This is a genomic window from Xanthomonas hyacinthi (assembly GCF_009769165.1).
Lineage (GTDB): Bacteria > Pseudomonadota > Gammaproteobacteria > Xanthomonadales > Xanthomonadaceae > Xanthomonas_A > Xanthomonas_A hyacinthi.
Window position 1 is genome coordinate 3,916,900 of the sequence record NZ_CP043476.1, and the last position, 14,605, is coordinate 3,931,504.

The 14,605-nt window shown below is 70.7% G+C and carries 17 protein-coding genes; 5 read left to right on the forward strand and 12 right to left on the reverse strand.

The features are described 5' to 3' along the window. Window position 1: 1 nt before the first annotated feature. The 8 genes from FZ025_RS17195 to ccmA all read right to left on the reverse strand — a co-directional run bounded on the left by FZ025_RS17195 (window position 2) and on the right by ccmA (window position 5,819). A complete protein-coding gene (locus tag FZ025_RS17195) occupies window positions 2–457 on the reverse strand; it encodes a cytochrome c-type biogenesis protein (protein ID WP_046980137.1) in 456 nt (151 codons plus the stop codon). Beyond that, window positions 457–1,059 (reverse strand): DsbE family thiol:disulfide interchange protein, encoded by a 603-nt coding sequence (locus FZ025_RS17200; protein ID WP_046980136.1) that lies wholly within the window; start codon window positions 1,057–1,059, stop codon window positions 457–459. Before FZ025_RS17200 ends, FZ025_RS17195 begins: the two co-directional genes overlap by 1 nt. Beyond that, the gene (locus FZ025_RS17205) at window positions 1,059–2,993 is read right to left on the reverse strand and encodes a heme lyase CcmF/NrfE family subunit (protein ID WP_046980135.1); all 1,935 of its coding nucleotides are present in this window, start codon (window positions 2,991–2,993) and stop codon (window positions 1,059–1,061) included. Before FZ025_RS17205 ends, FZ025_RS17200 begins: the two co-directional genes overlap by 1 nt. After that, window positions 2,994–3,458 (reverse strand): cytochrome c maturation protein CcmE, encoded by a 465-nt coding sequence (gene ccmE, locus FZ025_RS17210; protein WP_046980134.1) that lies wholly within the window; start codon window positions 3,456–3,458, stop codon window positions 2,994–2,996. Next, window positions 3,455–3,628, reverse strand: coding sequence for a heme exporter protein CcmD (gene ccmD, locus FZ025_RS17215; protein ID WP_046980133.1), 174 nt, complete (start codon window positions 3,626–3,628; stop codon window positions 3,455–3,457). The genes ccmE and ccmD overlap by 4 nt, the downstream gene beginning before the upstream one ends. Further along, entirely contained in the window at window positions 3,625–4,374 is a 750-nt protein-coding gene (gene ccmC / locus FZ025_RS17220; RefSeq protein ID WP_046980132.1) for a heme ABC transporter permease CcmC, read from the reverse strand. Before ccmC ends, ccmD begins: the two co-directional genes overlap by 4 nt. A gap of 105 nt (window positions 4,375–4,479) precedes the next feature. Then, complete coding sequence (gene ccmB, locus FZ025_RS17225) at window positions 4,480–5,175, reverse strand: heme exporter protein CcmB (RefSeq protein ID WP_046980131.1); 696 nt, start codon at window positions 5,173–5,175, stop codon at window positions 4,480–4,482. Next, window positions 5,172–5,819, reverse strand: coding sequence for a heme ABC exporter ATP-binding protein CcmA (gene ccmA / locus FZ025_RS17230; protein WP_046980142.1), 648 nt, complete (start codon window positions 5,817–5,819; stop codon window positions 5,172–5,174). Before ccmA ends, ccmB begins: the two co-directional genes overlap by 4 nt. Before the next feature lie 238 nt (window positions 5,820–6,057). Between ccmA and FZ025_RS17235 the strand changes: the two genes are divergently transcribed. The 3 genes from FZ025_RS17235 (at window position 6,058) to FZ025_RS17245 (ending at window position 8,670) form a co-directional block, all read left to right on the forward strand. Next, on the forward strand, window positions 6,058–7,206 hold the full coding sequence (locus FZ025_RS17235; protein WP_046980130.1) for a pyridoxal phosphate-dependent aminotransferase: 1,149 nt from the start codon (window positions 6,058–6,060) through the stop codon (window positions 7,204–7,206). A 107-nt stretch (window positions 7,207–7,313) separates the two neighbouring features. Beyond that, window positions 7,314–8,144, forward strand: coding sequence for an amidohydrolase (locus FZ025_RS17240; RefSeq protein WP_046980129.1), 831 nt, complete (start codon window positions 7,314–7,316; stop codon window positions 8,142–8,144). 88 nt (window positions 8,145–8,232) lie between these two features. Then, entirely contained in the window at window positions 8,233–8,670 is a 438-nt protein-coding gene (locus FZ025_RS17245; RefSeq protein ID WP_046980128.1) for a hypothetical protein, read from the forward strand. A gap of 81 nt (window positions 8,671–8,751) precedes the next feature. Here FZ025_RS17245 and FZ025_RS17250 read toward each other — a convergent pair whose 3' ends face one another. The 4 genes from FZ025_RS17250 to FZ025_RS17265 form a co-directional block, all read right to left on the reverse strand. Further along, the gene (locus FZ025_RS17250; RefSeq protein WP_046980127.1) at window positions 8,752–9,444 is read right to left on the reverse strand and encodes a hypothetical protein; all 693 of its coding nucleotides are present in this window, start codon (window positions 9,442–9,444) and stop codon (window positions 8,752–8,754) included. Between the two features lie 495 nt (window positions 9,445–9,939). Further along, window positions 9,940–11,499: a pseudouridine synthase gene (locus tag FZ025_RS17255; RefSeq protein ID WP_104557960.1), complete on the reverse strand. Its 1,560-nt coding sequence runs from the start codon at window positions 11,497–11,499 to the stop codon at window positions 9,940–9,942. After that, complete coding sequence (scpB, locus tag FZ025_RS17260) at window positions 11,492–12,466, reverse strand: SMC-Scp complex subunit ScpB (RefSeq protein ID WP_104557962.1); 975 nt, start codon at window positions 12,464–12,466, stop codon at window positions 11,492–11,494. Before scpB ends, FZ025_RS17255 begins: the two co-directional genes overlap by 8 nt. Window positions 12,467–12,488: 22 nt before the next feature. Beyond that, window positions 12,489–13,427: a segregation and condensation protein A gene (locus tag FZ025_RS17265; protein ID WP_104557964.1), complete on the reverse strand. Its 939-nt coding sequence runs from the start codon at window positions 13,425–13,427 to the stop codon at window positions 12,489–12,491. A 372-nt stretch (window positions 13,428–13,799) separates the two neighbouring features. On the opposite strand from FZ025_RS17265, the gene FZ025_RS17270 reads away from it, so the two are divergent. Together FZ025_RS17270 and FZ025_RS17275 are read left to right on the forward strand one after the other, a co-directional pair. Next, entirely contained in the window at window positions 13,800–14,099 is a 300-nt protein-coding gene (locus FZ025_RS17270) for a YciI family protein (RefSeq protein WP_104557966.1), read from the forward strand. A 26-nt stretch (window positions 14,100–14,125) separates the two neighbouring features. Beyond that, entirely contained in the window at window positions 14,126–14,410 is a 285-nt protein-coding gene (locus tag FZ025_RS17275) for a BolA family protein (RefSeq protein WP_104557968.1), read from the forward strand. Window positions 14,411–14,605 lie beyond the last annotated feature (195 nt).

The following is a 14,605-nucleotide window of genomic DNA, read 5'->3' on the forward strand; positions in this document are numbered from 1 at the left end:
CTCACCATTCCTGTTCCTCCTGCGCCGGCGGCGCAGCGGCGGCCGGCGCGCGGCGGCGCACCACCCAGACCACCAGCAGCGCACCGGCGCCGAGCAGCGCCAGCGGGCCGAACCACAGCAGCCAGGTGCGCGCTTCCACCTGCGGCCGGTACAGCACGAACTCGCCGTAGCGATCGACCAGGAAGCGCTTGATCTGTGCGTCCGAACGCCCCTGCTGCATCAGGTGCAGTACTTCGCGGCGCAGGTCCAGCGCAATCTGCGCGTGCGAGTCGGCCAGCGACTGGTTCTGGCACTGCACGCAGCGCAGCTCGGCGGTCAGCGCATGGAAGCGCGCTTCCTCGGCCGCGGAGCGGTAGGCCAGTGGGGTCGGATCGGCCACCGGCTGCGCGCACACCTGTCCCGCCCACGCCAGCGCGAGCAGCAGCAACGGCAGCAGCGGCGCATACCGGCGGCGCATCACGGTGCGGCCCGGCCCTGTGGGGACGCCGGCGCATCGCGTTCGGCCTGCAGCAGCGCCGGCAGTAGTTCGTCCTGCACGATCCGGTCGGTCAATGCGCCGGAATGCTTCCAGCGCACCACGCCGTGCGCGTCGACCAGGAAGGTTTCCGGCGCCGCGGCCACGCCCCAGTCGATCGCGGTGCGCCCGTCCGGATCGAACAGCACCGCGAAGAACGGATTGCCCAACTGCTCCAGCCAGTGCAGCGCGTCTTGCCGGGTGTCCTTCCAGTCGTAACCGATCACGCGCACGCGCTTGGTCAGCGCGAAGCGGGTCAGCACCGGGTGTTCCTCGCGGCAGGCCGGGCACCAGCTGCCCCACACGTTGAGCACGTACGGCGCGCCGCGCAGTTCGGCGCTGCGCACGCGGATCGACGCATCGTGCAGCACCGGTAGCTCGAACGCCGGCGCCGGCTTGCCGATCAGCGCCGACGGCAACGCATCGCGATCGGCCACGCCGGAACGCTGCACCGCATAGAACATCAGCGCCAGCAGGCCGAGCAAGAACAGCGCACCGAGCACGATGGCGGCGAGCGGCAGGCGACGCGGAGCAGGAGCGGACATCAGGATTTCTCCGGGGAACGACGGAAGCGCCGGTCGCTGGCGGTGACGAAGCCGCCCAGCGCCATCAGCGCCGCGCCGAGCCAGATCCAGCGCACGAACGGTTTGACATGCAGGCGCATCGCCCAGGCGTTGCCGCCGAGCGGTTCGCCCAGGGCGATATAGACGTCGCCGAACAGGCCGGGGTGGATGCCGGCCTCGCTCAGGCTCTGCCCGCCGCTGGCGTAGACGCGCTTTTCCGGGTGCAGCAGCGCCAGCGGGCGCTCGTCGCGCAGCACCTGCATGCGCGCGCGTTCGGACACGTAGTTGGGGCCGCGGGTCTGCTCCAGGCTCTGGAACTCAAAGCGGTAGCGGCCCATTTGCACGCTCTGCCCCGGCGCCAGCGCCACTTCGCGCTGCTGGTCCAGCGCCTCGACCAGCAGCGCACCGGCCAGGAACACGGCGAGACCGCCGTGGGCCAGGGTCATGCCCAGCATCTCGGCGGTGAAGCGGCTACCCTTGAGCTGGAAGCGGCTCCACACGAAGCGCGCGGTGCCGAGCAGCACCCAGGCCGCGCCGGCCACGCCGGCAGCGCTCTTCCACGCTCCCTGCGGCGCCAGGAAGAAGCCGAGCACGCCGGCCAGCAGGGCCAGTGCGGCCCACGGCGCCAGCAGCGCCAGCGGCCGCGACGGCTGTTCGCGCTGCCAGCGGGTCAGCGGGCCGAACGGCAGCAGCGCCACCAGCGGCGCCATCAGCACCACGAACAAGGTGCCGAAGTAGGGCGGGCCGACCGACAGCTTGCCCAGCCCCAGCGCGTCGGCCAGCAGCGGATACAGCGTGCCCAGCAGCACCATCGCGCAGGCGCAGGTCAGCAGCAGGTTGTTGACCAGCAGCAGGGTCTCGCGCGAGGACCCGGCGAAGCGCTGGCGCGCATCGCCGGCGCTGGCGCCGACGCGTCCGCCGCGCAGCGCGTACAGCAGCAGCGCGCCGCCGCAGATCAGGCTCAGGAACACCAGGATGAACAGGCCGCGGCCGGGATCGGCGGCGAACGAATGCACGCTGGTCAGCACCCCCGAGCGCACCAGGAAGGTGCCCAGCAGCGACAGCGAGAACGCGGCGATCGCCAGCAGCAGCGTCCACGCGGTGAAGCTGCCGCGCTTCTCGGTCACCGCCTGCGAATGCAGCAGCGCCGCGCCGGCCAGCCACGGCATGAAGCTGGCGTTCTCCACCGGGTCCCAGAACCACCAGCCGCCCCAGCCCAGCTCGTAGTAGGCCCACCAGCTGCCCAGGGCGATGCCGATGGTCAGGAAGCCCCAGGCCACGTTGGTCCACGGCCGCGTCCAGCGCAGCCAGCGCGCATCGACATGGCCATCCAACAGCGCGGCGATCGCGAACGCGAACGGCACCGCGAAGCCGACGTAGCCGGCATACAGCAGCGGCGGATGGATCACCAGGCCCGGGTCCTGCAGCAGCGGATTGAGATCGCGCCCTTCCAGCGGCGCCGGCAGCAGCCGTGCGAACGGGTTGGAGGTGAACAGCAGGAATGCCAGGAAGCCCAGGCTGACCAGTGCCAGCGTGCCGATCACCCGCGCCACCACCGGCGCCGGCAGGCTGCGCGAGCACAGCGCCACCGCCCCGGTCCACAGCGCCAGGATCAGCGTCCACAGCAGCAGCGAGCCTTCGTGCGCGCCCCATACCGCCGAATAGCGGTACACCAGCGGCAGCAGCGAGTTGGAATTCTCGGCTACGTAGGCGACCGAGAAATCCTGCACCAGGAACGCATGGGTCAGCACCGCGAAGGCGCCGGCGACCAGCGCCAGCTGCGCGAACGCCGCCGGCCGCGCCACCGCCATCCAGCGCGCGTCGCCGCGCTGCGCACCGGCCAGCGGCAGCGCCGCCTGCAGCAGCGCGGCGAGCAGGGCCAGGATCAGCAGGACTTGCCCGAGTTCCGGTAGCACCTAGCGCACTTCCGTTGCCGCGGCGGCGGGCACAGCGTGCTTGCGATGCGCACTGCCCATCTTGTCGGCCAGTTCCTTGGGCATGTAGGTCTCGTCGTGCTTGGCCAGCACGTCCTCGGCCACGAACACGCCCGCGCGCATGCGCCCGGTGGCCACCACCGCCTGGCCCTCGCGGAACAGGTCGGGCAGGATCCGGTCGTAGCTGACGGTCAGCTGCGCGTCGCCGTCGGTGACCCGGAACCGCGCCAGCAGCGAACCGGGCGCGCGCTGGAACGAGCCTTTCTCGACCATGCCGCCGAGGCGGAAGCGCGCGTGCTCGCCGGTCTTGCCGGCCAGCACTTCGGCCGGGGTGTACAGGTAGGCGGTATTGCGCTGCAGGGCCATCGCCACCAGCGTGGTGGCCAGGCCCGCGGCCAGCACCAGCACCATCAGCAGCAGCAGGCGGCGCTTGCGCTGCGGGGTCATCGGCTCAGGTCCAGCGTGGCCGGGTCGGCCTTGGGGCGCTGCTTGCGCTGCGCGCGCCGCCGCGCCGCGCGCAACACGCCGCGCAACTGCAGCCGCGCCAGCACGAAGTCGGCCAGCAGCACGCCAACGAACACCGCATAGGCGCCGATCACGTAGGGCAGATAGTTCATGCGCGCGTCTCCGCCAGTTTCGCCACCCAGTCCTTGCCGGCCTCGCGGCGCAGGTTGTCGGCGCGCGCACGCGCCAGCAGCGAGCCGGCGAACCAGAACTTGGTCGCCGCCAGCATCAGCCACAGCGGCGGCAGCATGCTCGGATCCATGCTCGACTGGCCGAACAGGCGGATGGTCTGGCCCTGGTGCAGCGAATTCCACCACACCACCGAATAGCGGATCACCGGCAGCAGCACCACGCCGACGATGGCCAGCAGCCCGGCCGCGCGCGCGGCGTTGCGGCGGTCCTCGATCGCCAGGTACAGGCCCATCACCCCGATGTACAGGAACAACAGGATCAGCTCGGTGGTCAGGCGCGGGTCCCAGTCCCACCAGGCGCCCCACATCGGCTTGCCCCAGATGCTGCCGGTCAGCAGGGTGATCATGGTGAAGGCGGCGCCGATCGGCGCGCAGGCCATCGCCAGCACCTCGCACAGCTTGATCCGCCATACCTGCGCGATCGCCGCGTACAGCGCCATCAGCCCGAACACGAACAGGCTCATCCAGGCGCTGGGCACGTGGATGTAGAGGATGCGGAAGGCGTCGCTCTGCAAGCGGTCGGCCGGCACCACGAACAGCGCCTGCCAGATCCCCAGCGCACCCAGCAGTAGCGCGGCCAGGTAGCACCACGGCGTCCAGCGCGCGGCGAAGCGGTCGAAGGCGGGCGGCGAACCCAGTTGGTGGAACCAGCGGGCGACGGAGGACATGCGGTCGATTGTAGCGGGCGGGAGGCTTGTTTCGGTGCGGCGACAAGGGTTCACCAATAGACCAGATGGTACGACGCGCGCTGCGCGGACGCTGCACCCAGACGCTCAGCTCAACGAGATCCGGATCGCCGCCGCCGCCGCCAGCGGCGCCAGCACCAGGCCCAGCACCAGCCCGGCCGCCAGCAGCAGCAGGCCGCCGCCGGGGTCCAGGCCCTGCGCCGCGGCGGCCACGCTGCCGGCGCCGAACACCAGCACCGGCACGTACAGCGGCAGTGCCAGCAGCGCGACCAGGATCCCGGCGCGCTTCATGCTCACCGTCAGCGCCGCCACCACCGCGCCGATCAGGCTCAGCAGCGGCGTGCCCAGCGCCAACGATGCCAGCAGCACCGGCATGCGGTCATGCGGCAGGTGCAGCAATTCGCCGAGCAGCGGCGTGGCCACGAGCAGCGGCAGCGCGCTGGTCAGCCAGTGCAGCAGCACCCGCACCAGCACCAGCCAGGCCAGCGGCACCGGCGCCAGCAGCCACTGTTCCAGCGAGCCGTCCTCGGCATCGCCGCGGAACAGGCTGTCCAGCGCCAGCAGTCCGGCCAGCAGCGCCGCCAGCCACAGCGCGGCCCCGGCGACCTCGCCGAGCAGGCGCGGCTGGTTGCCCAGCGCCAGCGCGAACAAGGCCACGATCAGCAGCGCGAACAGCGCCGGCTGCAGCGCATCGCCGCGGCGCCGCCACAGCAGGCGCAGATCGCGCAGCAGCAGCGCGCGGGTGGCCTGCCACAACGAGGGCAGCGGCGCGGCCAGGCTCATGCGGCCACTCCGCTCAGGCGCAGCATGCGCGTGCGCACCGGCGGCGCGGCGTAGGCGCCATGGGTGGTGACCAGCGCCGCGCCGCCGCTGCGCAGGTGCGCGGCGATCATCCGGTTGACCAGGGTGATGCCGTCCAGGTCGAGGTTGGCGTAGGGCTCGTCGAGCAGCCACAGCGGCGCCGGCGACAGCCATACCCGGGCCAACGCCAGGCGCTTCTTCTGCCCGGCCGACAGCTGCCGCACCAGCGTGTCCTCGTAGCCGGCCAGGCCGACGATGGCCAGCGCGCTGCCCGGCATCTGCTTGGCCCGGCGGCCCTGCAGGCCGCACAGGTAGTGCAGGTTCTCCAGCGTGCTCAGGTCCGCCTTCAACGCGCCCAGGTGGCCCAGGTAGGCCATGTAGCGCGCGCGGTCGCCGCGGCGCACCGGGTGGCCGTCGATCTCGATGCGCCCGGCCTCGGCGCGCAGTAGCCCGACCAGCACCCGCAGCAGGGTGGTCTTGCCGGCGCCGTTGTCGCCCTGCACCAGCAGCGCCTCGCCCGCATCGAGGTGGAAATCCAGCGGACCGAACACGGCGGCGGCGTCGCGGGCGAAGGTGAGCGCGTGCGCGGCCAGCAGCGGCGGCGGGGAATGCAGCGGATCGGTCATCGGCGAAAGGGCCGCAGCGGGACGGCGCGGCGGCAGGCGGTAGCGGGCGGGAGCCGCGCATTGTATCGGCATGCGGCCGCCCGGCGCCGGCGCAGCCGTGGTGACGGCCGTATCCGTGGGACCGCCGCCATGCCGCATGCCGCACGCCGCACGGGGAACGCTGTTTTGGCGACGGCGACGCATCGCCGGCAGGCGGCTTTGCGTACACTCGGCGCTTTCCCGTCCACATCGCCGACGCATGCACCCGCAGACCAAGCTGCCCAAGGTGGGCACCACTATCTTCACCGTGATGTCGCAACTGGCCGCCGAGCACGGCGCGGTCAACCTGGGCCAGGGCTTTCCCGACTTCGCCGCGCCGGCGCGGCTGATCGACACGCTCGCCCAGGCGATGCGCGAGGGCCACAACCAGTATCCGCCGATGACCGGGGTGCCTGTGTTGCGCCAGGCGATCGCCGGCAAGGCGCTGCGCTGCTACGGCGCGCAGGTCGATGCCGACACCGAGGTCACCGTGACCAGCGGCGCCACCGAGGCGCTGTTCAACGCCATCCACGCGGTGGTGCGGCCGGGCGAGGAAGTGATCGTGCTGGATCCGGCCTACGACAGCTACGAGCCGGCGATCGACCTGGCCGGGGCGCGCGCGGTGCACGTGCCGCTGGACCCGCAGACTTTCGCGGTGGACTGGGAGCGGGTACGCGCGGCGATCACCCCGCGCACGCGGCTGCTGATCCTCAACAGCCCGCACAACCCGTCCGGGGCGATGCTTGGCGCCGCCGACCTGCAGGCGGTGGCCGAGCTGCTGCGCGGCAGCGACATCTTCCTGATCTCCGACGAGGTCTACGAGCACATCGTGTTCGACGGCCGCCGCCACGAATCGGTGCTGCGCTGGCCGGAGCTGCGCGAACGCGCCTTCGTCGTCTCCAGCTTCGGCAAGACCTACCACTGCACCGGCTGGAAGATCGGCTACGCGATCGCGCCGCCGGCGCTCAGCGCCGAGTTCCGCAAGGTCCACCAGTACAACACCTTCACCAGCTTCGGCCCGGCCCAGTACGCCTTCGCCGCGATGATCCGCGACGAACCCGAGCACGACGAGCAGTTGGGCGCGTTCTACCAGGCCAAGCGCGACCGCTTCCGCGAACAGCTGCTGAGCACCCGGCTGAAGCCATTACCTGTGCCGGGCGGCTACTTCCAGTTGGTCGATTACTCGGCCATCAGCGACCTGCCCGACACCGAGTTCGTGAAGTGGTTGACCATCGAGAAGGGCGTGGCCGCGATCCCGCTGTCGCCGTTCTACCAGACCCCGCCGCCAGGCCAGCGCCTGGCCCGGCTGTGCTTCGCCAAGAACGCAGCGACGCTGGATGCGGCGATCGAACGGCTTCGCGCGCTGTAGGCGCGCGCAGCCGTTGGGAATGGGGAAACGGGAATGGGGAATGGTGAAAAGCGGCTGTTGCGCTTAGCCTGTGCCCATTCCCTATTCTCCTTTCCCGATTCCCGGCAATGAACGACCTCCGCATCTCCCTGATCCAAGGCGACACCCGCTGGCACGATCCGGCCGGCAATCGCGCGCACTACGCCGAACTGCTGGCGCCGCTGGCCGGGGCTACCGATCTGGTGATCCTGCCGGAGACCTTCACCAGCGGTTTCTCCAACGAGGCGCTGGACCAGGCCGAGGGCATGGACGGGCCGACCGTGGCCTGGATCCGCGAACAGGCGGCGCGGCTGGGCGCGGCGGTGACCGGCAGCGTGCAGTTGCGCGTGCCCGGCGAGGACGGCGCGGCCAAGGTCTTCAATCGCCTGCTGTGGGCCACGCCCGACGGCGCACTGCAGCACTACGACAAGCGCCACCTGTTCCGCTATGCCAACGAGCACCAGCGCTATGCCGCCGGGCGCGAGCGGCTGTGCGTGGAGTGGAAGGGCTGGCGGATCAATCCGCAGGTCTGCTACGACCTGCGCTTCCCGGTGTTCTGCCGCAACCGCTACGACGTCGAGCGCCCGGGCCAGCTGGATTTCGACCTGCAGCTGTTCGTCGCCAACTGGCCGTCGGCGCGCGCCTATCCGTGGCGCACGCTGCTGCGCGCGCGCGCGATCGAGAACCTGTGCTTCGTGGCCGCGGTCAACCGGGTGGGCGAGGACGGCAACGGCCTGCACTATGCCGGCGACAGCGCGGTGATCGACTTCCTCGGCCAGCCGCAACTGGAGATCCGCGAGCGCGAGCAGGTGGCCACCACCACGATCTCGGCGGCGGCGCTGGCCGCGCACCGCGCGCGCTTCCCGGCGATGCTCGACGCCGACGCCTTCACCCTGGGCGCGGCGAACGCCGATCGCTGAATGGCGCCATTGCGGTCGGCGCACCGTGACAGGTCATGCAGGCGTGCTGCTATGCTTGGCGCGGTTTTCCCATCCGCGGAGCGTCGCCATGCGCAACACATTGTTGACCACCGCCGCGCTGCTCGCCGGCATCGCCTTCATGCCGCAGGCGCATGCCGCCGGCAACATCGATTGCCAGCTTCGCTTCAACCTGTCCGGCTGGTCGGTGTTCTACAAGACCGCCAGCGGCACCGGCACCATCACCTGCGACAACGGCGCCAGCATCCGGGTCAAGATCCGTACCAAGGGCGGCGGCCTGACCGTGGGCAAGTCGAAGATCGTCGATGGCCGCGGCCGGTTCACCGGCGCCTACACCCTCAACGACCTGTTCGGCACCTACGCGACCGCCGAGGCGCATGCCGGCGCGGCCAAGTCCTCCGACGCGCAGGTCATGACCAAGGGCGATATCTCGCTGGCCCTGGCCGGCACCGGCAAGGGCTGGGACCTGGGCGTAGCGGTCGGCGGTTTCACCATCGAGCGGCGCTGAACCGCGCGGCGCCGTCTGCGATCGCAGCGGCGCCAGGGCGCTGCGGCTTCCCGAAGGAGGCCGCAGCGCCGGCAGGTCCGCTCACTGTTGAGCGAACACCCAGGCCAACTGGCCGCGCACCGGTTCCTTGGTGGCCAGGGTTTGCTTGTAAAGCGTACGCGCGGCCCAGCACGCGTCTTCGTCGCTGGCCTGCGCCATCTGCGGCAGCACCTTCAGCAGGCGTTGCTGCTGGTCGGAGGGCAGGGCGGCGATCAGGCTGGTCATCGCCGCTTGGACATCGGCCGGCGCCACCGTCTGCGGCGGCGTATTGCTCAGCTGCGCGTCGGTCGCCTTGAGCGAAATCTCGAACCATTGGTCGATCTGCGCCGGCGGCAGCGTCTCCAGGCCCTGCAGCATCGCCGCACTCATCGCCTGCGCCGCGTTCGGGTTGCCGCCGCGCGCCAGTAGCGCGCATGCGGGCACCTCCACCTTTTCGCTGACCGCGGCAAGGATTTCCAGGCGCTGTTCCAGCGCGGCATGGTCCAGCCGCGCGATGCCCTTCTGCGCCAGTTCGAAGCCGGTTCGCTGCGCCTGCGCCTTGTCGCCCTGCTTGAGCAGCGCGACATAGCGCGGATCGTTGACCAGCTTGCGCAGCATGCGGTCGAACGGCGCGTGCAACGGCGAGCTCCTGGGGTAGGGGTTCTGCGCGGCGGCGACTTCTTCCTGCACCTTCTTGCAGGCGCCCAGGCTCAGCACGGCGGCGATCAACAGGGGCAGCAGTATCTTCCGTGACATGGGGAAATCCTGATTGGTGGATGCGCCGCCGAGGAGCGGCAGCAAGGCCGCCCAGGATATCGGCTTCGCGCGCCGCGCGCATGCAGCGCACGTGGCGGTGGCATAAGGCGGCCGTGTCGAAGGGCCGCACTTCCACCAGATTGCATTGCCGACCTGCACAACGCCGCGTGGCGTGTCTGCGGTTCGTCCCTCGCATCCTGCGCGGCGCACGTCTCCTCGCACAGCGCGCCACCCAGGCGCTTCGCCAAGCGCGCCAGCACGTGCGACCCGCAGTCCAGAGCCAGGCTGCGGCGATAGCCGGCGCGTGATCCTCGTCCGCCGCCGCCGCGGGCAGTTCGATCCGTGCATCGGCTTGTCCGCGTAGCCGGCCATAGCGACCGGAATGCCGAGGCGCACGCCGGATACCGGAACTGCGCCCAGCAAAAAGGGCGCCGCATGCGCAGGCGCCCTTGGTCTTGGCTGGCGCGACCGGCGCTGCGCGCCGGCCGCGTGGACTCAGCCGCCGCCGCGTGGACCGCGGTTGCCGCCACCGCCGGGGCGGCCGCCACCGCCCGGACGCCCGCCGCCGGGGCGATTGCCGGCCGGGCGAGCACCCGGGCCGCCCGGGCCGCGCTTCTGCCCGTCGGCGCGCGGGCCGGACGGACGCGGCGCGGCGCCGTAGGGGCTGAAACCGGGATTGGCGTGGTCGGACGGGAAGCTGGGCGCATTGCCCGGATGCCCGTACGGGTGCGCCTTGCGCTGACCCTGGCCGCGGCCCTGGCCTGCGCCCTGGCCGGCACCGGCACCGGCACCGGCACCGGCACCGGCGGGGCGCGGCTTGCCGTAGGGACGGCCCTGGCCTTGGCCCTGACCCGGGCCGCCGCGGGACGCGGGACCGGCGTTGCGGTGGCCGGTCGGGCCGGTGCTGACGCCGTCGGGCACGTACCAGGTGCGGAACGCGGCGGGGTTGCCGTCCGGCAGCGGCTTGGGACCCTTCGGGCTGCGCTGCTTGAACGGCTTTTGCGCCTGCTTGGCGGCCATCTCGCCGCTGACGGTCAGCCCGCCGTACGGCTTCTTGCCGCCGCGGCCGCGGTCCTCGCGGAAGTTGTCGAAGCGGCGCAGCTCGCGGCCTTCGTCGGCGACGTTGTGGCCGTTGACGTAGGCGTTGCCGCCGCGACCGACCTGCACGGTGGCCTTGGCCGCCTTGCGCTGGCCGATCACCGGCTGCAGGGTCAGCGCCGACGGCGTGCCTTCTTCCAGCTTCAGTTCGGCGCGCAGCGCCTCGACCTTGTCCTGCACCAGTTCCAGCGACTGCCCGCGCAGCAGCTCGCGCGGCAGACTCACCTTGCCGTAGCGGGTGCGCTTGAGGCGGCTGACCTGGCAGCCCTGCGATTCCCACAACCGGCGTACTTCGCGGTTGCGGCCTTCCTTGACCACCACGCGGAACCAGTCGTGCGAATCGGTACCGCCGATGCGCTCGATCTCGTCGAACTTGGCGCTGCCGTCCTCCAGCAGGACCCCGCGCGACAGGCGCTCGACCATGCTGTCGGGCACCTTGTCCTCGCCTTCCGGGGCGCGCACGCGCACCACGTATTCGCGCTCGATCTCGTAGGACGGATGCATCATCGCGTTGGCCATCTCGCCATCGGTGGTCAGCAGCAGCAGGCCGGTGGTGTTGATGTCCAGGCGGCCGATCGCGATCCAGCGCGCGCCCTTCAGCGCCGGCAGCGCCTCGAAGATGGTCGGGCGGCCTTCGGGATCCTCGCGCGTGGTCACTTCGCCTTCGGGCTTGTTGTAGATCAGCACGCGCGCCGGCTCGGTCAGCGCGCTGGCGACGAAGCTGCGGCCGTCCAGCTCGATCCTGTCGCCGCTCTTGACCGACATGCCGGTCTGCGCGACCTCGCCGTTGACCTTGACCAGGCCGTCGGCGATGCGCTGCTCCAGCGCGCGGCGCGACCCCAGGCCGGCCTGCGCCAGGACCTTGTGCAGGCGTTCTTCCAGTTTCGGCTGCTCGCCGGCGGCATCGCGCTTGAGCGAGAGCTTGTTCAACGACAGCTTGCGGGAGGTGTCACTCATTTACTTGGCTCCGGCCGGCGCGGGCTGCGTCGGCCTGTGGTTCGGAATCGGCATCGTCAACAGCCACGGTCGTCGTCGCGACGGCGTTGTCTTCGGCTTCGTTCGCATCCGCCGCGCGCTCTCCCGGCGCGGCTTCGGGTTCGCCCGTCGGGGCGGTATCGGCAGCCGAGGCATCCGCCATGGCGGCGTCTGCATCGGTGTCGGTGTCCGTATCGGTATCGCTGTCCGTCGCGGCAGTGGCGTCCGCAGCGGCGGTCCCGTTCGCGGTATCGGCCTGTGCTGCGTCCAGGTTGGCTGCCGCCTCGTCCTCGTCGTCGCCCGCCTCGGCGGGCGGCGCTTCGTCCGTGTCCGCGTCCGCCGCCGGGGCGGCATCTCCGGCCTGGGCCAGGTCGCCGACCGGCAGCGTGTCGCGGTCCAGCTGCAGTTGCGGTTCCAGCTCGCCGATGTCCTTCAGTTCCGACAGCGGCGGCAGTTCGTCCAGGCGCTTGAGTCCGAAATAATCCAGGAAGCCCTTGGTGGTGCCGAACAGCGCCGGCTTGCCGGGTACGTCGCGGTGGCCGACCACGCGGATCCATTCGCGCTCTTCCAATGCCTGGATGATGTTGCTGCTGACCGCCACGCCGCGCACCTGCTCGATCTCGCCGCGGGTGATCGGCTGGCGGTAGGCGATCAGCGCCAGGGTCTCCAGGGTGGCGCGGGTATAGCGGGTCTTGCGTTCGGTCCACAGCCGCGCCACCCACGGGTGTACCTCGCTGTTGACCTGGTAGCGGAAGCCCGAGGCCACTTCCACCAGTTCCACGCCGCGCCCGGCGCAGGCCTCGCGCAGCTGCTCCAGCGCACGCTCGATGCTGCCCGGCGGCGCCGGCGCGTCCTCGGCGAACAGGCCGTGCAGCTGGGCCAGCGGCAGCGGTTGGTTGGCGGCGAGCAGGGCGGCCTCGACGATGCGGTTGATCAGCGCTTGATCCATGCGTAAGTGGGTCTTGGTGGACTCAGGTAGGGTCGTTGGCGGCGTCGGTATCGTCGAACTCGCTGTTGAACTGCAGCGGTTCGTTGGTGTTGCCCAGCGCCAGCGACTTGACGTAGATCGGCGCCAGCGGCAGCCGTTCGCCGTTGCGCACGACCTGATCCATCGGCTCCTGGACGATGTCCAGCAGCTGTTCCTTGGCCAGTTCCAGCAAGGCCAGGAAGGTGACCAGCACGCCGAGCTTGCCTTCCTCGGCGCTGAACAGCGATTCGAATCGGTAGAACCTGCCGTCGTCCAGCCGGCTCAGCACCTCGCCCATCCGCTGCCGCACGCTCAGCGCCTCGCGCTTGATCGCGTGGCCGCTGAACAGCTCGGCGCGCTTGAGCACGTCGTACAGCGCCAGCAGCATTTCCTTCAGCTCCACCGGCGGCGGCAGCTTCACCGCGGCGCGGTCGGGCACGTGCGCCTGCACCGGCGTGGTGTCGCGGTCCTGCCGCGGCAGCGCGTCGATGTCCTCGGCGGCCTGCTTGAAGCGTTCGTACTCCTGCAAACGGCGGACCAGCTCGGCGCGCGGGTCGGCTTCCTCGCCTTCCTGCGCCGGCGGCCGCGGCAGCAGCATCCGCGACTTGATCTCGGCCAGGATCGCGGCCATCACCAGGTATTCGGCGGCCAGCTCGAAACGCAGCTCCTGCATCACGTTGATGTAGTCCACGTACTGCCGGGTGATCTCGGCGACGGGGATGTCGAGGATGTCCAGGTTCTGTCGGCGGATCAGGTACAGCAGCAGGTCCAGCGGGCCTTCGAACGCATCCAGGATCACTTCCAGCGCATCCGGCGGGATGTACAGGTCCTGCGGGATCTGCAGGACCGGTTGCCCATGCACCACCGCCAGCGGCATTTCCTGCTGCTGTGGCGCGGTCGGCTGGATTGGCGGGTTCGCGGCGAGCGCGAGTTCGGAGGTCATCAGTTGGCGATCAGGGACATCGGGTGTTGCGGTAGCGAAGGGCCGGGCAGGGGCGATCCGGCGCGGCGCCTTGCCTGCAGGACTACGGTTGCATGTCGCGTCATCCCCGCAACGCGAGCCACACTTCAAACAGGACACAAGGCGTACGCCGCACGCGTCGCGGCGACGGAACAGCTTGAGGAGGACGTCTGCGCGGGCGGTGTCGGGCAGCGAATCGGTCGTCGGAAGGGGCTGGGACGCCAATCACCGACGGGCCGCTGCATCTGGCCGCGTGCAATGGAACCAAGGGTAATGCGCCGGCCGGGTCGGTGTCCAGCGCCGTGGCGCTAGAATGGTGCGGAGTTCATACGCAAGCGAAGGGCAGGTGGCGGTATGTGGTACGTGATCGAGGGATACGACGGCGCCGATGCGCTGCCGCGGCGGGCGGCGGCGCGGCCGGCGCACCTGGCCCGGCTGGTGGCGCTGCAGGAGGCCGGGCGCTTGCTGCTGGCCGGTCCGTGCCCGGCGATCGACGCCGAGGATCCGGGGCCGGCCGGCTTCAGCGGCAGCCTGGTGGTCGCCGCGTTCGACGCGCTGGAGCAGGCCCGGGCCTGGGCCGAGGCCGATCCGTACGTGGCTGCGGGGGTGTATGCGCGGGTCGAGGTGCGGCCGTTCCGGAAGACCTTGCCATGAGCGGGCCCGCCGTGACGGAGGCGGCGATGAGCCAGGCGGCCGCGGGCCGGGTCGAGCGCATCCGCGCCGCGCTGCAGGCCGTGTTCGCGCCGCAGGCGCTGGAGGTCGAGGACGACAGCCACCGCCATGCCGGCCATGCCGGCGCGCGCGACGGGCGCGGGCATTTCAATGTCCGCATCGTCAGCGCCGCCTTCGCCGGCATGGCGCCGCTGGCCCGGCACCGCGCGGTCTATGCCGCGCTCGGCGCGATGATGCAGACCGACATCCATGCGCTGTCGATCCGTGCCGAGGCGCCGCGCGACGCGGCATGACCGCCGCCGCCGCGGCGCAAAACGCGGTGCAGGCCTGCCAAAACGGCGAAACGCGGCGGCGAAGCGCGCAATCCAGGCCATGATCATGTTGCGATGCGTCATGGTTCTGCCGAGTTCGCTTTCGTTCAAGTGATTGAATCCAAATATTTTTATTGAAGAAATAACAAAAAGCTTCTGCCTCGCCCTGAAAACGAT